Raw genomic sequence first — 21,591 nt, 5'->3', positions numbered from 1 at the left:
CTCCTTTTTCTTTTCCAGCCTATTCCTTTTCCCCAGTATACGATAGTAGCAGAAACAACCGCAAAGAAACCGTTTCTCGGCAAAATGGCAGCGTGAAGCTGCCGTATGCCGAGGAGACGGTTTCTTTTCCAGCCTATCCTTTCACGGAACCAGCGAGGCCGGATACGAAGTATTTCTGAAACGCGACATAGACGATGAGCACCGGTACGACCGAAATGAGCACGCCTGCGTTCATCAGAGGGTAGTTCGCCGAATATTGGCCGCGGAATGCCAGCAGCCCTGTCGTAATGGTACGCATCGAATCCTTGGTAATAAAAATTTGGGCCAGCAGAAATTCATTCCAGGTGGCCATAAAATCAAAAATAAACAGCGTTGCAATGGCGGGCATCGATAATGGAATAATGATCTTGAAAAACTTCCCCATGACCCCACAGCCGTCAATCAGTGCAGCCTCATCAATTTCCTTAGGGATGGTGCGGAAAAATCCACGGAGGATCAAAATGCCGAACGGGATGCCGAAGCCCAAATAAATGAGAATAATGCCGGGATACGTGTCGACAAGCCCAAGCTTGTTGAGAATCATATTGAGCGGAACGAGCGTAGCCTGCATGGGAACCATCATGCCGATGAGAAACAAGGCGAACAGCCACTCGCTTCCCTTGAAAGCCAGCCGCGTCAGGGCAAAGGCGGCGAGCGCTTCAATCAAAATGCCAAGGGGAACCTTGATTAAGGCGATAAACGCTGTATTTTTCATATACATGCTCATACGCCCTTGCTCCCAAGCCTGCACAAAATTATGCCATTGCAGCTTTTCGGGGAACATATAAAAAGGACGTGTCAGCAAGTCGCTGCTCGACTTTAGCGCCGTAAAGGCAATGAATAAAACGGGCAGCAGAAAGATGGCTGCTAATACAACGACTAAAACATATTTAAGTACCTTACTGACGGGATGAACGCGCTGTTCCATCGGATGGACACCATCCTTCCTCCATATTACAAATGCGATTTTTTAGTGGTGTAATAAACATAAGGGATAATAATGACCAGCGTAATGAGAACTAAAAACATGGAAATGGCTGAACCTGTGCCAATATTGGCAAATTTGAACGTCTGAATATACATCCACGAAGCCAGCACATGGGTGCTTTCCGCCGGGCCTCCGCCCGTCATTGCATAGATTAAATCGTATACCTTCATGGAAGATACCATCGTGATGGCCACCACAATAACAAACGTTTCCCGCAGCAGAGGGACGGTAATAAACCAGAACATTTGCCGGGGCTTGGCACCATCAATCGTTGCGGCTTCATAAGGGTCCTGTGGAATCGTCTGTAGTCCAGCGAGAAACAGCACCATCGGCTGCCCAACGCCATTCCAGACAGCTGCAACGAACACGGCATAGAGGGCGAATTTAGGTTCCGCCAGCCAAGCCTGCGCCCAACTGCCAAGTCCAATCAGCTCCAGCGCTTTATTGAAAAATCCTTGCATGGGATTGTACATCCATGTCCAGATCGTCGCGACGATGACCCCGGATAATACGTAAGGGAAATAAAAAATACCGCGAAACATGATGCGGCCCTTCAGCTTCTGATTCAATAAAATCGCCAGCATCAGGCCGATTCCCATAATGATTGTCAAAGAGCCGAGCGTCCATAACAGATTGTTGGCGACTGCTCTTGGAAAGACGGAATCGTGCAGCAGCAGCTCGGTATAATTGCTTAAGCCGACAAAGGTTTTCGTAGGCGCAACGCCGTTCCAGTTAAAGAAGCTGAGATACAGCGTGTAGAGCGTTGGGATAAAGATAACGGCAATATAGATGAAAAGGGCGGGAAACACAAACAGCCAGGGCTTTAATACGCCGATTTTCAAGCTTCATTCCTCCTTGCGAATCAAGATGGAGACGGCAAAGCAGCCGCGCTCCATCTCTTTTCTCATTTACAGCGCTTCATTAATGCGGCCTAGCTTGTTTTATTTTTAGCCTTATAGTCAGCAGCGGCCTTTTCCATTCCTTCCGCAGCCTGCTCAGGCGTCCATTCTTTTAGAGCGACCTTGTCCTGCGCTTCAAACAGCTTTTGTACGACTTCCTGCGGAAGTGCTTGGTCGGTAATGAGGAAGCTGCCTTTCGTCGCCATATCGAGCAGAGGCTTCAGGTGAGGCGTGTTTTCCGAATAGGTGACATTAAGAGCAGCGGGCGTGCCGTAAGTATCAATATATTTATTGACTACCTCAGCACCAGTCAAATATTCGCCTACTTTAATGGTAGCCTCAAGCGTCGCTTGATCAAGGTCGGCGCTGACTTGGAACATTTCGGCAAATACGGATGAGCGGCCGGTAGGGAACTTGAATACATCAAAATCATTGACATTAAACCCGGCTGCTGCAATATTGCCGTCGAGCCATGTGCCTTCAATGTCGATTCCTGTAGTACCCGGATAGAAGAGATTTACAGCCTCTGTTGGATCAAGGGCAACGTAACCTTTAGGGAAATAGCCTTTATCGTTATATTCCTTGAGCTTTGCGAACGTTTGAACAACGGCCGGATCGTTCCACGAGGCAGTCAGGCTGTTCAGCTTGTCATGCAGCTCAGGTCCTGCAAAATGCTCCAGCAGTTGCTCTGTCAGACGCATGACGTGCCAGCCGTTTTTCCCGCCAAGCGAGAGTGGAATAATACCGCCATCCTTCAACGCTTGCAGATGCCCTTCAAACTCCTCAAAGGAGGTAGGAGCGGTAAGCTTAACCTTGTCAAAGGCTGTTTTGGAGTACCACATATCCACGGCATTTAAGTGATAGGGTATGCCGGACACTTTACCGTTGTAGGTTCCCATATCAATAGCAGCTTGATTGTAAAGCGAAGGCCAATTATGATCCTTGGCAATCTGAGTCAAATCAGCTGTAAGTCCATTTTCGGCATAAAAGGAACCTAGAGAACCGCCCCATGTAAACCACATATTAGGGAGCGTTCCTGAGTTAGCAGCTACCTTTAGCGCCTCTTTCAGCGGGTCAACGGCATATTTGCTAACCTCGATTTGAATATCAGAATGAGCCGCATTAAAGTCAGCAGCAGCTCCGTCAATCCAGGTGTGCTCCTGCAAAGCCCACACGGATACGACGGTTTTCTTTGCACTGCCTGAACTGCTTGTACCGCTCGTACTGCCAGCCTCTGAATTTGTGCCGCCGCTGGAAGAGCAGCCGGCTGCAATAAGTGCGATTATTAATAAGCCTACAAATGCTTGCCATCTTTTTGTCATGAGAATCCCCCTCTAGTGGTCAATCAAATAGTGGTACATCAAAATAACCGTTACACTTAAATCTTGCTGATGCGCAGCGCTTGATAAGGAATGCCGGGAAGCGGCACCTTGCATTCCCCCGCAAATTCCCCTTCCAGCGGCGATATCGACATCGCCCAGGTATCAATTAAATCAATTCGGAATGCTGCGCCTTCCGGAAGCGTTAAGCTGCGGAACGCGGGGCGGCTGGCGCCAAAATAAATCAAATAATATTCGCCCTCCACGCCGCCGGCAGAAGCATCCCATTTGAAATTAATGCGGCTCGTATTGAGTCTTGGCCCTTCTTCCATGATGCTGCGCAGAAATGCAATCCGCTCCGCGCTGCTTCCATGCAGCTCGCCTCCATGCGACCACCAAATGATATCTTCTGGATGAACGTACGTTTCTCCATGAGTGACATAACCCCCTTGAGCCATTCCTTCCCAGAAGCATTCGACCATTCGCTCTGCCGTAAGATTGCCCCAGCCGTGATTCAGATTGCCTTCATAGCGGCATTCATCGATGACGATTGGCTTACGGTACAGCTCGCGCCATTCTGTTACAAAATTCAAATCGGCATGCTGGATGCTGGCATGTGTGACCCAAGGCTTCCCGTGATCATACCAGTGCAGGTTGCTTCTATAATGGATTTCGGGATTATGCCAGTTATGAATGGAGCGAAGATGCTGATAAGGATCATGCTCCTGAATGATGCGGAAAAACCGGTCCCAGTCCGTCATCTTCTTCTCGAACAGTAGGTCATATTCATTGGCAAGCGACCACCATATGTTGCGGAAGGAGGCTAGCCTTGCCAGCGCGTACCGCAAATAATAATCGTCCGATTCAGCAGCCATGCGCGAGAAGCCCCAGCGGTCATAGGGATGGAATAAAATTAAATCTGCTTCAATGCCGAGAAGCTGTAATTGCTCCAGCTGTGATTCCAGGCGGCGCCAAAATTCAGGATTGAACGCCTCCCAATCAAAGCCCTCCTGCAAGGACCCTGCGAAAGCAAAATGCTCCGGCTCGGTGGCGTTATAATCATAATGCTTGGGAAACACGCACATCCTAATTTTGTTGAACGGTGCTTTGCTCAGCGAGCGCAGCGTTTGCTGTTCAAGCTGCTCCCCTTGATGGTTCCATACATAAGCAGTTGTTCCAACTGGATAGAAGGGTGTTCCGTCGGCATAGCTGAAATGATAAATTTGATCAACCTTTACAGGTCCATGATTTTCGGCCGATGTGGGGGCGGTGCAAATGAGTGTTCCTTGCAGGCCATCCAGCTGCGCCGTGCTGCTGCTCGTAGTGAAGGACCATGAGCCTATGCAATCCGGCATGAAGCGAATGACGTATTGTCCATTGCCATCATAGAAGCCGTCAACCTTAACAGACCGATGCCCGAATTGAAATTCGGCGCTGAGCACAACGCCCTTATAGGGATTTCCTTCCTGCGGCCCTTCTATGCGAAGCTCAAAACGATTCCACTGCTCAGCCTCGAAAGGCTCTGACCATGTGCGAGTCATGCTGTTCCTCCTTCTCTGATCATAAAAATACATGGTATTTGGTGAATGGCTTCATTTTATAGGATGCTGCTGCTCATGCGTAGCTGTCCAAAGCATCTTTTTGAGCATTATTATGACTGTTTGCTTGTGCTAAGCCTGCTAATGCGCCCCTGTAAGTAGACGAACGATGCGTTTTCCTATGCTTTTATGCCCATATGCTTCAATAGGGAAAGGCGGACAAGCGAAAGAGCCCCCTGAGTTCTTCTCTTGGAGGGAAGAGGCAGGAGGCAGGAGGCGCAAGGCTTTAGAAAAACCTTATTGATTGCGATATTCGAGTGGAGAAACGCCCGTGCGTTCTTTGAACAGCTTGCTAAAATAATGCGGATTCATATAACCGATAGCCGCGGAAATTTCATATACCTTATAGCTTGTCGTGCGCAGAAGCTGCTGTGCATGCTCGATTTTGTGCCGAATGACATATTCGCTGAAGCTTTCCCCGATCTCCTTTTGAAAAATGCGGCTTAAATAGCTTGGGCTGACATGGATGGAAGCCGCTACTTTTACGAGCGTCAAGTCCTCCAGCAAATGCTGGTCGATAAAAGCCTTCGATTTTCGAACGATAAAATTATCGCTTTGTTCGTTTAAAGGCAGCTGCAGCAGCGTTTCCATATAGGCCTTCGGCAGTTCTTGGAGGGAGCCGTAGCGCGAGCTGACGGAGCAGATGATCGCTACGTTCAGCAGCTCCAGCGTTTTCTGCCGTACCATATCGAGCAGCTTGTTTAATTCGGCGGGGCACTTTTTGTCCTCTTTGTCGGTATCGCCGTGTTCACCATGCCCCTGAGCCCGGGCCGCACCCGTTGAGCCCGCATATTGCGGGCAAAGCCAGATTACTTCGCGGTAATTGCGATGAAAGACGATCCCGCCCCATTCCTTCGTAACAAATTCGGCAATGAGATGCTGGAGGGAGCGGAAGCGCAAATGCCCGGCGTCCTGCATAGGGGCGGCATCGTCGCGTTTGCGGAAGACGGTCAGCCGAAAGCCCGTCTCATAGGCAGGCTGCGCAAGCTCTGCCAGCAGCGGCTGTTCAGGGAACGTATGCTCATCGAGCAGCGACAGCAGATATTGATTTTTCTCCTCTTCCGTATAAGCCGGCTGGGGAGCTGTGGTATGCGCAAGCTTCGCCGAAGCTTTGAGCAGGGAAGCGCCAATCTCCTCCTCATCCATCGTTGGCTTGTGCAAATAGTTGACGGCACCGAGGCGAAGGGCCTCTTTGGCATAGGTGAAATTATCGTAGCTGCTGATAAAAATAATTTGCACGTCGGGATAGCGCTCCAGCGCCTTCTTGGCAAAAGTGAGACCGTCCATGCCGGGCATTCGAATATCCGTAAGGATAATATGGATAGGCTGCGCGGACTCCATAGCCAGCAGTGCTTCTTCCCCATTCGAGGCTTCGGCCTTCCAATGAACGCCGTATTTTTCCCAATCTACCATATGGCGCAGTCCTAGTCTTGCGATGGATTCATCTTCAACGACGAGCAGATTCCACATCCGTATGCTCCTCCTTCTCTAATATCCGATAGGGCATTCTGACCGTCACGATCGTAAGTGTCTCTGTGCGCTCAAAACATAAGCCATATTCCTCGCCAAAACGCAGCCGGATGCGATCCTGCACATTGCGCAGCCCAATATTTTGTGTGCCGGTATCGCTTTGCGGCCGCCTCAGCAGCTCTAAGGCTGGACTATCGAAACCGCTCCCATCATCCCGCAGCTCAATGACTAGCAGGCGGTTATCCTTCTGATCGAGGCGGGCTTCCAGCGAAATATGCAGCTTCCTCTCCAGCCCCTTGGCCCCGTGAAAAATCGCATTTTCCAGCAGCGGCTGCAGCAGCATGGGCGGTATGGCTGCCTGATTCAGCTCGGGCGGAATATGCCACTCCATATCAAATACATTCGTATAGCGCAAATCCATTAACGTCGCATAGTCGCGCAGCAGCCGAATCTCTTCCTCGAATGTAACGAGCTCGCTGTCGAGCTTCATATTCGCATGGAGCAGCTTATTCAGCGACTGAATCAGCTTGGCGATTTGCCCAGATTGCTGGAGCACAGCCAGCATGCGAATAGAATTGAGCGTATTGTATAAAAAATGAGGCTGAATACGGGCCCGCAGCGCGTAAAGCTCGGCATGCCGCTTTTGCCGTTCCTTCTCTTCAATGGATTGAATGAGCTCCTCCAGTCGAATGACCATTCGGCCATAGCTGCTTTCAAGCTGGCCGATTTCATCGGAGCGGCCATGCGCCTCGGGCGTAAAAAACTGCCCTTTTTCTACTTTGCGCATGGAGCTTATAAGTCTGGAGATCGGCTGGGAAAACCCTCGCGCGATTAGGAGGGAGGAAACGGCCGCCAGTACAGCAACGCAAATAATAATCAGCATCGTAAAGCTCTGAATGGAACGACTGCTTTGCAGCATGGCATCCTTGTCCACACCCATATAAATCTGCCATTCCAGATAATCGCTTTTCAAGGAAACACCGCTAAAGGTTTTGCCTCCAGCTTGTTCATCAATGGAAACTTCCCACTCGTCATGCTGATTATTTTGGCTTGCGTGTTTCTGAAGCTCAGTTGCAAGCATGGCATTCGAGGCATAAATTAAATGACCGTCTCTATCTATGACGGTTACTTGCGCATTTGGCAGCTCTAGCGAGCGTACAAGATTCGAAATAAAGCGCGGGGAGATGAACATCACTGTGACAGCCAGCGGCTTGTAGTCCTCGTCCATCAACAGCCGAGCTCCAATGATGGCTTCAAAAGAATTGCTTTTAAACTGCTGAATGTTCTGAATGCCGGTCACGGCGAAATGGCCCTTCCCCGCCATCACCTCTTGATACCAGTCCTCATCCTTGGCGTCATAGGCCCCATTAATGGTGCTGTCCCCATCTATGCGGTAGCCATTAATCGACCCGTTCATGCCATAAACCATCAAGCCGTTAATGGAGGAATTAATGGACGGATAGGCACTCATGAGCCGGGCCATCGTTTTTTGGGCGTTAATCTCCTCTGTGCCCCACTGTTCAGGCGAGATCGCAGGCTTGTTCAGAAAGGAAAACACCTCCGGCATAAAATAAGGCAGCATGCTGAAACGGTCAAAGTCGCTAATTTGCCGTTCAATGGAGGCGTTGAGCTGTGCCAATATGACCTTCAGGTCCTGCGTCGTCTGCGCCTCCAACGTACCCGATGACTTCGTTGAGCCGACAGCTCCTATAATGAAAGCAGGGATACTGCTGAGCAGAAAAAATAAAATGAGCAGCTTTGTCTGATAACGTGCGTTTCTCCAGCGTCCCAATTTGCCCACCCTTTCATGCATGCTAGGAAGTAAATGTGAATTATAGCGCTTTCATCCCGTGCAGTGTTCAAGCATTTTATCATGATTGCTTCCAGAAGACAAAACTAAATCACTAAACAGAAAAATAAGGAAAAGGCCCATCCTTCGTAAAGGACGGGCCTTTTCCTTGCTCAAATTTCGCTAGTTTTAGCCTTTCACCGCTCCGGCAACGACGCCTTTGACGATGTATTTTTGCAGAAAAATAAAGACGATAATCGAAGGCAGCACGGCCATGACCATGGCGGTCATTGCATATTGCCAGTCGGATGTATATTGGCCGACGAACGTGTATGCCGCAAGCGTCAGCGTCTTCGTATCCGGCGAGCCGTTCACCATAAGCAGCGGCAGCAGGAAGTCATTCCAGATCCACATCACATCAATAATAATGATGGTCGTCGTGACCGATTGCAGCAGCGGAAAGATGACGAGGAAAAATAGTCGAAAGCCAGAGGCGCCATCCATCGTCGCGCTTTCGTCGATTTCCTGTGGGATGCCTTTCACGAAGCCGTGATAAATAAAGACGGCAAGCGGAGCGCCAAAGCCCCAATACAGCACGCCAAGTCCCCAGGTGCTCTCCGACAAATGCAGCTGTTTGGCGAATTGGAGCACCGTCAGCATAATCGACTGGAACGGAATGAGCATTGGCATAATGCAGAGCAGATAGATCAGGCCGCTCATCCGCGTTTTGGTACGCGCCAGCTTGTAGGCAGCGATAGACGAGACGAGAATAATGCCCGCGAGACCGACGATCGTAATGACCAGATTGTTCATGAACAGCTTCGGATAGTTGATAAACTGCCACACATAAGCATAGTTTTCAAAAATAATTTTCTCCGGCAGCGCGATAACATCGCTCATCACTTCTCCAAAGCTTTTGAACGAGTTGTTAATGGCCAGAAACAGCGGGTATAGAAACAGCAGCGAGAGCAGAAGCATGACGGCTTCCAGCGCGTAGCGTCCGACTGGGCGATTTTTTCTCATTAGGCTTCTACCTCCCGGCGCTTGAACAGCGTTAATTGAATGATCGTAATGAACAGCACGGCAACGAACAGAATGAGCGCTTTCGCCGTACCGTAGCCATACAGATTGTTCTGGAATGTATCGCGGTAAATGTCATAGGCGATGCTGTAGGTCGAGCCGCCCGGCCCGCCGCCCGTCAGCGACAAAATGACATCAAACACCTTGATCGAATTTGTCAGCGCCATAAAGACGGCAATCGTAATCGAAGGGGCGAGCAGGGGCAGCGTAATGTTGAAAAAGGTGCGGAATGGCCCCGCGCCGTCTACCGTTGCCGCCTCCTTCAAATCTCCCGGCACCGATTGCAGCCCCGCGATATAGATAACGAGGTAGAAGCCAATCGATTGCCAGATCGATACGAGCAAAATCGAAACAAAGGCAAGCCCCGGCGTGCCAAGCCAGCTTAAATCAAAAATCCCCCAGCCTGTACTTTCCCCCAGCGACTCAAAGCCCTGCATGAAAATAAACTTCCAGATAAAGCCGACGATGACGAGGCTCAAAATGTAAGGAATAAAGAAAGCGGCCCGCAGCCAATTGGTCGTGCGCAGCTTCATGTCGAGCAGAACCGCAAGCCCAATCGCCAGTACATTGACAAGCACGATGTACAGCACCGCGTATTTAATCGTAAACCACGCCGAGCTGGTGAAATTCGCATCATTCAGAAAAATTTGCTTGAAATTATCGAGCCCAATAAATTTCGGATGCTTGGAAATACCGTTCCATTTGGTTAAGGAATAACGGATGGTCATGGCAAAAGGAATATAAAAGGCAATGGCAATACAAATCAGTACAGGCAGGCTGAATAAGGTAAATTCCAGCTTTCCGCCCCACTTTTTACCTAATGCTTTGAACATATGATGCACCCCAATTCGTCTATTTCATCCACGCTTGCGAGCCTCGCAGCCAGAGGATGGCGACGGCTGCTTACGCTGGAAAAAGCATTTTCCAATCTAGCTTTAATGTGTATTATAGAGCAGACGGTTGCCCGTCTAAATGGATTATAGAAAACAGTTAGGGGTAAAAAGGTGAACTGTATGCGGAGCGTGAAACGATGATGAAAGCGATTGCGGGCAAGGTGTGGGAGCTGCTTTCTTTTTGGCGGGAGCTGGTTGCCAGAAGGCTGGTCAATAAGCTGATTTTACTGTTTACGGGCGTCATTGTGCTGGTTGTGGCTTCGCTTAACTTCATCTCCTACCAGATGCTTGAGAAGGAATCGGTCGGCAACAGCATCGATAGTACAACGAACAACTTGCTGCTCGTTGGCCGCAATTTAGAGGATTATCTGAAGGGCATCGAGCAAATTTCCTTGCCGCAAATCGGCTACGATGAAATTACTTATGCCATCATGCACGAGTCAGAGGACTATTCCTCCAAGATGTATGTTGAAAATTATTTGCGCAATCTGTTTTATTCCCGCAGCGACTTGGAGGCTATCTACTTGTATGTCGTAGAGAAGCAGAAGTATTATGCGATAACGAGAGAAAATTACAATATAACGGTGCGGACGGGAACGAACACCGTCATTGCGGAGCAGCCATGGTATGCCAAGGCGATGGCAGATCCGAGCAATCAAGCGTATCAATCGCTGTCGGGGCCAGGTGCGGAGGCGGATTTCGGCTATTCCGCCGAAATTCAGCAGGCCAGCTTTATGGCGTATCACCGGGTCATGCGTTCGATTAAGACGCGCAAGCCGCAGGCGGTGCTTTCTTTTTATTACAACGCTTCAGTCAAGGACGAGATTGTGAAGGATATACCGTTTAGCGAAGGCCAGCATTTGCTGTATGTCAGCCCGGATAATGAGCCTTTTGAGCTGGACGATGAAGCGTTCTACACGGAGCTGCGGGACGCAGGTGTGCTGCAAAAGCTGGGTGGAGGAGATGGACTGGCTGGAGCCTCCAGTGGGCCGTTTACTTGGGTGCAGGGGGAGCAGAAATATTTAATTATTTACAATGTGGCGGAGAAAAGCGGCTGGAAGCTGATTAAGCCGATTCCTTATTCGCAAATTTACGAGGCCGCGACGAAGACGCGCAATCTGAACTATGCCATTGGCGTGCTGTTTTTGCTGCTCGCAGTCGTGCTCGTCAGCTTGATGTCGAGCGCTATCACAAAGCCTCTCAAGAAATTATCCCGCCAAATGAGCCGATTCAGCGCAGGCAGCTTTGACGCGGAGGCCGAGGTGAAGGGCCGCGATGAAATTGCTTATTTATCGCGCCATTTCAATTTGATGGTCAGGCGGACGAATGAGCTGATTAATGAGCGCTACAAGATGAAGCTGGCGGAAAACCATGCGATTTTAAAGGCGCTGGAGGCGGAGATCAATCCGCATTTTCTGTACAATGCGCTGCAAGCGATCTCCACGAAAGCGCTCAAGCATCAAACGTATGACGTCGCGGATATGATCGATGCGTTGGCGCTGACGTTCCGCTATTGCATCAGCGGGAAGGATATTGTGTTTGCGCGCGAGGAGCTGAAGCATATTGAGCGTTATATGGCGCTGCAAACGGCGCGGTTCGGCGCTAGATTGCAGGTCGTCTATGAGTGGGAGGAAGCGCTGATGGAGCTTGAGATTCCGAAGCTTTCGGTGCAGACGCTGGTCGAGAACGCGATCAAGCATGGGCTGGAGAAGGTAACAAACACCGTCACCATTGGCATTAAGGCGTCCATTCAAGAGGACGGAACAGCGCTGATCGCTGTTCAGGATGACGGGCCGGGCTTTACGCAAGGCAGGCTGGGCCAGGTGGAGGCTTCGCTGCGGCGCGAATGGGGCCAGCGGGAGAGCGACAACATTGGGCTCGTCAACCTTTACACGAGGCTGAAGCTGCTGTATGGGGAAGAGGCTGAGCTGCTCATTAAGAGCGATCAAGCGGGGACGGAGCTGGCGATGCGGCTGCCCCGGCGAGGAGGGAACGGTTCATGAATTATACGGTGCTGATCATTGATGATGAAGAGCCGCTGCGCGAGGCCATTCGGCTGCTTGGCGACTGGGATGGACTTGGCGTGGAGCAGGTGCTGGAGGCTGCAGATGGGTTAAGCGGACTGCGCATGCTTGCGGAGCATAAGGTGGACCTGGCTATCGTCGATATGAAGATGCCTGGCCTGAACGGGGCGGAGCTGCTGCAAACCGTGGAGCAGCAGTACCCGGGGCTGCTGACCATTGTCGTCAGCGGCTACAACGACTTTGAATATACGCGGCAGGCGATTCGCTCCAAAGTCGTCGATTATTTGCTCAAGCCCGTAAACCGGACAGAGCTGAATCAGGCGCTGCGCAAGGCAATGGATGTGCTGGAGGCGAAGCGCAGGCAGGAGAGCGATTTTATTGCGCAAAATATTACCCTCAACCTGTCGCTGCCAGGGCTCAAGGAGAAGATGTATTTGTCCATTCTCGAACGCAGCTTTAAGCAGCAGGCGAATGAAGCGTTTCTGCCGCTCATTGGCGCGGACGACAAGGCCAATCGCTTCGTCGTTGTGCTGCTGCGCATTTTGAATCTAGACCAGGTCAGGCGCAGCCGCTTCCACGGCGATACGGAGCTGCTGCATTTCGCCGTCAGCAACGTCGTCAATGAGGTGGCGGGCGCGCACTTTCAAGCGTTCAGCTTCGCGAATCCGAAGCAGGAGCGCGAGCTGTTCGCCATTCTGACCATGAATGGCGGGGGTGCAGCCGATGCAGCCTATCGGGCGCTGCATCAGGTGAATGCAATAGCCGCTACGCTCCAGCGGCTATTCGGCATTAGGGTCGCCGCAGGCATCGGCGGCCCGGTAATGGAGGCGCTGGACATGGCCGCCTCCTTCGAAGAAGCGCGCACAGCGCTGGGTGAGATGGACCTGCTGCGCATGAATGGAGCAGCAGCTGTTAGAGCTGCCGCGGCTGAGCATCACGGCGACGGCAGCGGCAATGGCAGCGGTAGCCGCACGTCGGGAGCGGCTGCCACGGGTACAGAGAAGCGGCAGCCGAAGGAGGGGTTGTCGCTGCCGGGGCGTATGGCGGTCATCCGCCAAGCGCTGGCGGGCGACAATCTTCAGCAGGCGAGCAGCATCATCAGCGAGCTGGCCCGCAGCTGGCAGGAGGCGGACAAGCTGAGCTTGGGCGAGGCCGATCGCATCATTCGCGAGGGCATCGTGCTGCTTGGCGACCTGTCGCTTGCGCTTGGCGTTCCGCAGGAGCGGCTGCCGGCCGGCAGCGAGGAAAGCTTTCGCAGCTGGGGGCTTTCGCTCGATTTTGCCACCTTCGAGCAGTTCGCCGCGCTGCTTCAGCGGCTGCTAAGCTTCTACCATGAGCAGCTGAGGGCAGCGCAGGCCGTGCAGAAGCCATTCGATATTGCCGATATTAAAGCCCATATCGACCGTTATTATTTTGAGGATATTAAAATCTCGCTATATACCGATAAATATTTTCTCAGCCGCGAGTATTTGATGAAGCTGTTCAAGCAGCAGTTTGGCTGCGGCATTCATGAATATGTACAGAAGGTGCGGATGGATAAAGCGCGGGAGCTGCTGGACGATTCGGCTCTCAAAATTCAAGATATTTCCGAGCTGCTCGGCTACAAGGACAACAATTATTTCAGCAAGGCGTTCCGCAATTATTACAGCCTGTCGCCTTCGGAATATCGGAGCAGCAAGGGGAATGGTTAGGGGAGCCCACAGCCATATACCACTTTTTTACCCTTAATACACCACTTATCTGCATGTTTATCTCCTATCCTTTTCTTTAGAATAAGCAGCGAAGACTTGTATTCCAAGCGAAAAGAAATGGGGGCCCTACCATGTTCAAAAAAATCATGTCCATGTCCACCAGTATCGTCCTGGCTTCGGTCATGCTGGCTGCTTGCGGCAGCGGCAATGGCAGCACCACGAGCAACAGCGGCACTACGCCGGAAGCGAGCAGCACAGCCGAGGCTGGCGGCGCTGCGAATGAGGCTAAGCCGGTTACGATCAACATGTTCACCGCTTCTCCCGAATATACCGATGCGTTTAATGCTTACATTGCCGAATACAAAAAAGTAAAGCCGAACGTCACGATCAACCTGGAAATTATGCAAGCCGATTACAATACGGTGCTGAAGTCGAAAATCGCAGCGGGAAGCACGCCGGATGTATTCCAGACGACGGCGGGCGGCGACATTGACACCTTTGCTGAATACAGCGCAGATTTGACGAATGAGCCGCTTGCGGCAGCTATGATGGATGCGGTACGTGTTAATATGACATCGAGCGACGGCAAGGTGCTTGGACTTCCGGTCAAGGGCAATTTAATGATGATGATTTATAATAAAAAGCTGCTCGCGGACGCGGGCATTACTGCCGCTCCGAAGACGACAGCAGAGCTTGAGGATGCGGTTGCCAAGCTGGAAGCGAAGGGCATCACGCCATTTGCCAACGCCTACAAAGAGTGGTGGGTATGGAAGCATATTTTCCAAAACTTCGTCAACGCAGCAGCGGAAGATGCGGGCACCACGCCGAAAGAGCTGGTGGGTCAGTTCATCGCGGGTGAAACGACCTTTAAAGACCATCCTATGCTGAGCGACAATTTCTTTCATTTCATCGATCTGACCGTGAAACACGGGACAGATAAGCCGCTCGAGCGTGACAGCAACGCCGAAGTAAGTGACTTTGCTTCAGGCAAAGCGGCCTTCATGACGGGCAAGGGCGCATGGGACGAGGAAGCGATCAAGAAAATTACGCCTGACATCGAGATCGGCATCGCAGGCTATCCAGTCAGCGATAAGCCGGAGCAAGCGCTGCTTGTAACGGGAGCGGATCAGGCGCTGCGCATTAACAAGGATTCCGCTGTTGCGGCGGAAACAATTGCATTTTTCAACTGGCTGTATACCTCCGACTACGGTAAAAAATGGTTTTCGGAAGTCGCGAAGGTCATTCCGCCGATTAAAGATGCAGCGCTGCCGGATCTGGATATGCCGAAGCAGATGGAAGAGATATTGAAGACGGAGAAATCCGGCGATCTGTCGGTCAACTATTCTCTCGACACGTTCCATCAAAAATTTGGTGAGCTGATGCAGAGCTACATTAGTGGCGGAAAAACGAAGGAGCAGACGATTACCGAAATCCAGCAAGCGTGGATTCAATTCGGCTCCTCGATGTAAGCAAGCGGCTAAGCACAGGGACGAAAGCGTTCCCTGTGCTTTTTGTTATGAAATGACGTGTTGATTAGCGCCATGAAATGGCAAGGCTATTCTACAATTATTGTTTTAATTAATGGGCTTGGCACTTACTATCCTTCTTGAGTTAACCGATATAACTAGGTAAAAGGGTTTACTTTAAGCTAGAGGAGAGTGACGAGATGAAAGCATCTAGTCCATTGAAATTTTTAACTAATCTGTCATTTCGCGTTAAGCTTCCCGTCATGATCTGCTTGCTGGTATGTATCGTGCTTGCGGCAACGGGCATTTTAAGCTATCGCATCGCAGCGGAAATTACAATTGATAAGAGCAAGGATGAAATTCGTTCTACCTCCGATCGCATCGGAGAAGGGCTGTATTCGTCGATTGAGCTGGCGCAGCAATCCGTATTTCTGCTGTCGGTTCAGGCCCCTATTCTTGATATAGTGAGTTTGCACAATAGCAGCTCGGTAGCGGAGGAGCAGTTTTTCACAGCTGACAATACCGCTTTAACGAGCGTAAATGAACGATTAACAACGAGTATTAAAGGTATGCAGGGAACGGAAACCATTTTAGTTTTGGACAAAAATGGTTTGATTGTCGCCAGCAGCAACGAATCTGTATTGAATAACAGCCGCTCGGACCGTGATTATTTTCAGCAGGCGATTAAAGGGAAGGCTGCGGTGAGCGATGCGCTGGTGTCCAAATCCACAGGCAACTTGGTAACCGTGCTTGCCGCTCCTGTTATGGACAAGCAGGGTGCCGTTCAAGGCGTTGTTGCTGTTACGCTCGTTACTGATTTTTTCGTCAATAAATTGCAAAATGTGAAAATTAATGACGAGGGCAAAGTCATTATTTTAGATCGCGTTGGTATGGTAATCTATCATTCGGGTGATGAGGCGCTCGTTGGTACGGTGCTTGAAACCGAAGATTATAAGGCGGTGCTGGAGCTGCCGCCAAGCAATGAAATAATGAAAAATGAGCTATTATTCCCGGATAAGGTCGCCTTCTACTCCAAAACGCCGATTGCGGACTGGTCCATTATTATTGAGGATGCGTCCAGCGACGTAAATAAACCATTGAATCATATGATGGAACAGATGTTCATCGTATTGCTTTTTGCCATTGTTATTTCCATTGCCGTTGGTATCGGGATATCCCTACTGATTACGAAGCCAGTCAGCCGCTTGACAACCTTATTCAAAAAGCTGGCCTCAGGCGATTTGACTGTGGTGGCTACTGGCAAATACAGTGGGGAGTTCAAGGTTCTTGCTGATAGCTTTGATGTCATGGTTTCACGCAACAAGCAGCTTATTACGAGCATGAACGGCTCGATTGCCGTCTTGCAAAACAGCATGTCAGAGCTTGAAGAGACGTCAAAAAGAACAAATCTTTCGATCGCCGAGACGTCGACTACGACGCAGGAAATCGCCAAGGCGATGGAATCACAGGCTAACGATACGGAATCAATCGTCGATAAGTTCATGGAGGTCGGAGACAAGATTGCTGACGTAAGCAGCAAGTCGCAGGCAATTAGAACGAAAGCAGATTCCGTAGCTCAAGTATTCAAAGCCAATTATGAGGTTATTGAAGCTTTGGTGGAAATCAACCATCGCAGCGAGCTGGAGGTGCGCAACATTTCTGAGGTAACCGCACAGCTGGCGGAAAGCTCATCGGGCATCCGCCAAATTACAGGAGCCATTTCCGACATTGCTAATCAGACGCAGCTGCTCGCGCTGAATGCTTCCATTGAAGCGGCAAGAGCAGGAGAGCAGGGCCGCGGCTTTGCGGTCGTCGCTTCGGAAATTCGCAAGCTGGCGGAGCAGACGTCGATGCAATCCCAAGATATTAATAAAATCGTTGCTCAGACGATTGAATACGTAGAGCGCAGCGACCACAGTGTGAAGGCGATAGAGTCCATATCGGAGCAGCATAACAGCAGTGTGCAGCAGACGCAGCAAACCTTCGGCTACATTACCGATAATATTCGCGAAATCATTGAGCAGGTCAAGACGATTGCTGTCCAGCTGAAAGCGATAGAGCAGGATAAAGACGGCGTGCTTGGCGCAGCGCAAAGCTTGTCGGCTTCCGGCGAGCAGGTATCCGCTTCCGTGGAGGAAGTAACAGCAACGGTACAGGAGCAATCGGCAATGGTACAGAACCTTGCGGAGATGGTTGAAACGATCGAAAGCTTGAGCAATGAGCTGGCACAAGCAGCTGGCGAATTTAAAGTAGAATAACGATACAGTTCATAAACACCCCTGTTCTATTAGTAGAACAGGGGTGTTTGGTTCGCCTAAATAAAGGAACTCATAGCGGGTGAAAATAAGCTATAATATAACAATAATCGATAAATATCGGGTTGAAGCGTGTGCGCTAGTTGCCTGCCAGGCAGGAAAACAGTTTGTTGCGAAAAGGAGATTGCGGCGGTGGATCACTTCAAAAATTTATTTGAGCTATCTTTTGACATGCTTGTGGTCATGGACTGCAACGGCCGCGTTGTGCACTATAACAGTGGCTTGCAGAAGATGCTGGGCTATCCTGTCTTATTGAATAGTATGAAAGATTTTTACACGTATATGCATCCCGATGACATAGCATCCATGGATACTTTAGTCCCACAATTGATACAAGGCAGGGAGCTAAGCGGGTACTTAAATCGATTCCGCTGCTTAGACGGCTCTTATAAATGGCTGCAATGGAATGTCTCTCTGGATCAGATCAACATGTACTTTTATGTCATAGGGCGTGATGTGCATCATCAGAAAAGCTTCGAGCAGCACCTGGCGGCACAGGAGCTATGGTACCGTTCCTGCCTCGACAATTTGCTGGATGGCTTCAGTTATTATAAGACAGTCAGGGACGAAGGTGGAGACATTATTGATTATCGGTCGGAGTACATGAATGATACCTTTTGCCGCATGATGAATTATTCGAAAGATGAAGCTGTGGGCCGGCTGTGGTCGCAGCTTTTTCCTGATTTTACAGAAGAGATCAGGGCGGTGCTGAAGCAGGTGACGAGCAGTGGCAAACCCGTTTTGCGGCAGGAACGAGTGTACAATAAGTGGCTGACCGATGAAGAAAGCTACGATGTGCTCTATTATAAAATGGGTGATGGCTTCGCCTGCAGCTGGCGCAATGTAACGGAATACCGCCGAGCTCAGGAGCATTTGGAGCTTTCGAACCTGAAATTTACGAGCGCCTTTCATACGAATGCGACGATGAACTTTTTAATAGATTTGGAAACAGCGACGATTATAGAGATGAATCAGAAGTTTTCGCAGACGATGCGGCGGGGACATTATTCCCATTTTGTAAATAGTATTTTGCAAGCGATTCCAGATCAGGGGTTATTAGAAAATATCGAGCTTCCCTTTCTGCGGCAGTCTGGGGATACGGGCTATGGCGTCATATCGGGCGAAGTGCTTGAGCTGAAGAACAAGCGTTATTTTCTCGCCTTTGCCATCGATATTACGGAGCTGCGCAAAGCCAAAAAGCATCTCCTGCTTATGGACAAGCTGAATTTGCTCAGCTCCATGGCGGCAAGTATCGCCCATGAGGTACGCAATCCGATGACGACGATTAAAGGCTTTTTACAGCTGATGCAGAAAAATACGACGCTCGCCTCTTACCGCGATACGTTAAATTTAATGATTAGCGAGCTCGATCGCGCGAACGGCATTATTTCAGAATATTTATCACTGGCGAATACCCGTTTTGTGCAAAAAGAACAGAAGCAGCTGGATGTTCTCGTTTCGAATATACTGCCGCTGCTGGAAGCGGATGCGGCCTACTCCAACATTTTAATTGTGCTTGAACTGCATGCCACGGAGCCCGTTACCGTGGAGGAGAAGGAGATCCGCCAGCTGCTGCTGAATTTGACACGCAATGCAATCGAAGCGATGGAGAGCGGCGGCGAGCTGACCATTCGGACGAGAATGAATCAGGGCGATGTCATACTGGAAGTAGCCGATCAAGGACATGGCATTCCGAAGGAGCATATAGAGGCGATTTTCACCCCTTTTTATACGACGAAGGAAACGGGAACCGGGCTTGGTCTTGCGGTGTGCCGCAGCATTGCGGAGCATCATGGCGCCGAAATCGAGATTGAATCAAGCGAGGAGGGTACGACATTCCGGGTCGTATTTTAGCAGCCCTCCAAGCAGCGTACAATCTCATGAGAAGCAGCCAATCGTTTGGGTGGAATAGGATATTTTCCCACACTAACGTTTTTTTGCTGATGAATGGTTTCGAACAGTCGGAGACTTGGGATATTGAATCCAGTAAATAAGATTATAAGTAAGTTAGGCATTGATAGCTTGAATCCACCTGTGTGGCTCAAGTCATCAATGCCTTTTTGTATAAGAACGATTTAATAGAAGCAGTAAATTCTAATATGCGACAAAATATTTAGGGATAGAGGACTTTTTTACTATATCGTCGAATGTGATAATTGAAAAATATTGTAAGTTTAAATTTGCGGAGCATTATTTCAAAAGGGGGAAGATTTTTTTATAGACAGGGGGTCTGGAGATGAGAGATTCACGCTACATGGTAGTCGGAATTATCTTACATGTAGGTTGGTTTTTATGTGGATTTTATTTGTTGCAGTATATCGGAAAAGCAAGCTTTATGATGATCTATGATAGTTGGGGTGGCGGACTAGAAGGAACGAAGACAGTAGCAAACAGGATGTATATGTTACAAATAATGTTTGTTCTTTACTCTTTTAGCCTACTGTATTTCCATGGACGATATTTTAATCGTTCAAAGACGGTAGTGAAAAAGAAGCTGCTTCATCTAATTTCTATTATGGGAGTGACCATATTTTTTATAACAGGCTTTCTGCTCTGGTGGAATTATTCACCTCCAATGAGTGAGGCGAAAGCGCTAGAATATGCAGAAAAAAAAGTAGCGGGTTCTATATTAAATTTAGATTTTAACTCTATTCAATATAACGAAATGAGTAATGAATGGATAGTAGAGTATAGAATACTGAATCTATCTGATCAATGTACGACAGTTATTATTGGAAAAGGATATGATATGCGAGGAGGAGGGACGTGCTCACAAAATTAAATTGAGAGAGGTAGCACTATGAAAGAAATTCCTAAAGGTCATTTTTAATTTTAGGTAAAGCAACAGAATTCCTGAAAACTCATTGTTTCGTTTATATATTTATTTTCTTGTTCTTGGGATCATATGAATGTGAAAGGGAAGTTTAAATGACAAAGATCAGGTCAATTCTAGCCGTTATGCTAATCCTCTCGTTAATCTTTCATCTTACGCCAGTTGCTCATTCCCAAAATATAATTGAAGCTGGGATTGAGGATGCGGATGTTGTAATTCCTTCGGTGGTTGAATCGGTGTATGAGGACATTGAATTAAATACATTGAACCCAATAGGCCCAGTGAGTATGCTAACGGAGGGAGTGCCTATCAAAGAGGGGATACCTATACGTATAGAAACGTCGAGGGCGATTCGGTGAGCTGGGGTCTCTATTCTATTGGAGGCGATTAGGCGCATCAGGCAGGTATAATAGGTCAGTTGATAAAGTAGGGACATGGATTTTTAAACGCGATTTCAAATTTCCTGAAAAGAATGTAGATGATAATATACGACAAAATATTCATAAAATAGAGGACTTATCTACTAATTGGTCGAATATGATTATTCAAAAATTTTCAAGTAAAAGTGGATGAGTGTTTCCTAGGATTGGAAAGAGATGGCTAGATATAGACAGGAGGGCTAAAAGTGAAAGACTCTCGCTACATTGTAATCGGGATTTTTCTACATGTGGGTTGGTTCCTTTTTGGATTTCACTTATTTTGGTATGTCGGTGAAGTATCATTCCATTTAATGTATGAAAGCTGGAATGGCGGTTCGGAAGGAGAGGAGTTAGCGCAGAGAGCGAATGTCTATCAGATATTATATTTGATTTACACCTGTTTGCTGGTAGCCTTCCACATCCGATATTTCAGACGTTCGCAGACCAAGAGAAAACGGAAAACGTTTTACTTACTGAGCATATTAGGGGCAATGGCGCTCTTTATAACGGGCTATATGCTGTGGTGGAACTATGTTCCTCCGATGAGTGAGGTGAAGGCGTTGGAGTATGCTAATGAAAGAATGAAGAATCAATTAAAATATAATGAGTTTGATCGAATTAGATATGACTCAATAAACAATAGATGGCAGGTAAGGTATAAGCCTATAAACGGTGGTGCTTGTATAACTATAAATATAGGAAGGATTTACAGAGATTCGGGTATGGGGGCTTGTTCGAACGATTAGATGTCAAAAAATCAATTATAAA

15 protein-coding genes are annotated in these 21,591 nt (G+C 49.0%); 7 read left to right on the top strand and 8 right to left on the bottom strand.

Annotated features, from left to right (window positions below; translation table 11 throughout):
* Positions 1 to 133 precede the first annotated feature (133 nt).
* The 8 genes from AC50YG_RS18475 to AC50YG_RS18440 form a co-directional block, all read right to left on the bottom strand.
* Positions 134 to 967 (bottom strand): carbohydrate ABC transporter permease, encoded by an 834-nt coding sequence (locus AC50YG_RS18475; protein WP_494828461.1) that lies wholly within the window; start codon positions 965 to 967, stop codon positions 134 to 136.
* Between the two features lie 26 nt (positions 968 to 993).
* A complete protein-coding gene (locus tag AC50YG_RS18470) occupies positions 994 to 1,869 on the bottom strand; it encodes a carbohydrate ABC transporter permease (RefSeq protein WP_473755890.1) in 876 nt (291 codons plus the stop codon).
* An 89-nt stretch (positions 1,870 to 1,958) separates the two neighbouring features.
* Positions 1,959 to 3,248, bottom strand: coding sequence for an ABC transporter substrate-binding protein (locus tag AC50YG_RS18465; protein WP_494828459.1), 1,290 nt, complete (start codon positions 3,246 to 3,248; stop codon positions 1,959 to 1,961).
* 56 nt (positions 3,249 to 3,304) lie between these two features.
* Positions 3,305 to 4,786 (bottom strand): DUF5605 domain-containing protein, encoded by a 1,482-nt coding sequence (locus tag AC50YG_RS18460; protein WP_494828457.1) that lies wholly within the window; start codon positions 4,784 to 4,786, stop codon positions 3,305 to 3,307.
* Positions 4,787 to 5,080: 294 nt separating this feature from the next.
* Complete coding sequence (locus AC50YG_RS18455) at positions 5,081 to 6,313, bottom strand: response regulator transcription factor (RefSeq protein ID WP_494828455.1); 1,233 nt, start codon at positions 6,311 to 6,313, stop codon at positions 5,081 to 5,083.
* Complete coding sequence (locus tag AC50YG_RS18450; protein ID WP_494828453.1) at positions 6,291 to 8,114, bottom strand: cache domain-containing sensor histidine kinase; 1,824 nt, start codon at positions 8,112 to 8,114, stop codon at positions 6,291 to 6,293. Before AC50YG_RS18450 ends, AC50YG_RS18455 begins: the two co-directional genes overlap by 23 nt.
* Positions 8,115 to 8,291: 177 nt before the next feature.
* The gene (locus tag AC50YG_RS18445) at positions 8,292 to 9,125 is read right to left on the bottom strand and encodes a carbohydrate ABC transporter permease (RefSeq protein ID WP_341280087.1); all 834 of its coding nucleotides are present in this window, start codon (positions 9,123 to 9,125) and stop codon (positions 8,292 to 8,294) included.
* Entirely contained in the window at positions 9,125 to 10,015 is an 891-nt protein-coding gene (locus AC50YG_RS18440) for a carbohydrate ABC transporter permease (RefSeq protein ID WP_473755884.1), read from the bottom strand. The genes AC50YG_RS18445 and AC50YG_RS18440 overlap by 1 nt, the downstream gene beginning before the upstream one ends.
* A 197-nt stretch (positions 10,016 to 10,212) precedes the next feature.
* On the opposite strand from AC50YG_RS18440, the gene AC50YG_RS18435 reads away from it, so the two are divergent.
* From AC50YG_RS18435 to AC50YG_RS18405, 7 genes are all read left to right on the top strand, one after another.
* Positions 10,213 to 12,078 carry a sensor histidine kinase gene (locus tag AC50YG_RS18435; protein WP_494828450.1) on the top strand — a complete coding sequence of 622 codons (1,866 nt, stop codon included), beginning with the start codon at positions 10,213 to 10,215 and terminating at the stop codon, positions 12,076 to 12,078.
* Positions 12,075 to 13,790, top strand: coding sequence for a response regulator (locus tag AC50YG_RS18430; RefSeq protein WP_494828448.1), 1,716 nt, complete (start codon positions 12,075 to 12,077; stop codon positions 13,788 to 13,790). Before AC50YG_RS18435 ends, AC50YG_RS18430 begins: the two co-directional genes overlap by 4 nt.
* Positions 13,791 to 13,921: 131 nt before the next feature.
* Positions 13,922 to 15,259 carry an ABC transporter substrate-binding protein gene (locus tag AC50YG_RS18425; RefSeq protein WP_494828446.1) on the top strand — a complete coding sequence of 446 codons (1,338 nt, stop codon included), beginning with the start codon at positions 13,922 to 13,924 and terminating at the stop codon, positions 15,257 to 15,259.
* 197 nt (positions 15,260 to 15,456) lie between these two features.
* Positions 15,457 to 17,514 carry a methyl-accepting chemotaxis protein gene (locus tag AC50YG_RS18420; RefSeq protein WP_494828444.1) on the top strand — a complete coding sequence of 686 codons (2,058 nt, stop codon included), beginning with the start codon at positions 15,457 to 15,459 and terminating at the stop codon, positions 17,512 to 17,514.
* A 189-nt stretch (positions 17,515 to 17,703) separates the two neighbouring features.
* Positions 17,704 to 19,425: an ATP-binding protein gene (locus AC50YG_RS18415; RefSeq protein WP_494828442.1), complete on the top strand. Its 1,722-nt coding sequence runs from the start codon at positions 17,704 to 17,706 to the stop codon at positions 19,423 to 19,425.
* Positions 19,426 to 19,807: 382 nt separating this feature from the next.
* Entirely contained in the window at positions 19,808 to 20,353 is a 546-nt protein-coding gene (locus AC50YG_RS18410) for a hypothetical protein (protein WP_494828440.1), read from the top strand.
* A gap of 676 nt (positions 20,354 to 21,029) precedes the next feature.
* Entirely contained in the window at positions 21,030 to 21,569 is a 540-nt protein-coding gene (locus AC50YG_RS18405) for a hypothetical protein (RefSeq protein ID WP_494828438.1), read from the top strand.
* The last annotated feature ends 22 nt before the right edge of the window (positions 21,570 to 21,591 follow it).

This window comes from Paenibacillus sp. J31R34 (genome assembly GCF_059383715.1).
This window is presented reverse-complemented; position numbering and strand designations above follow the sequence as displayed.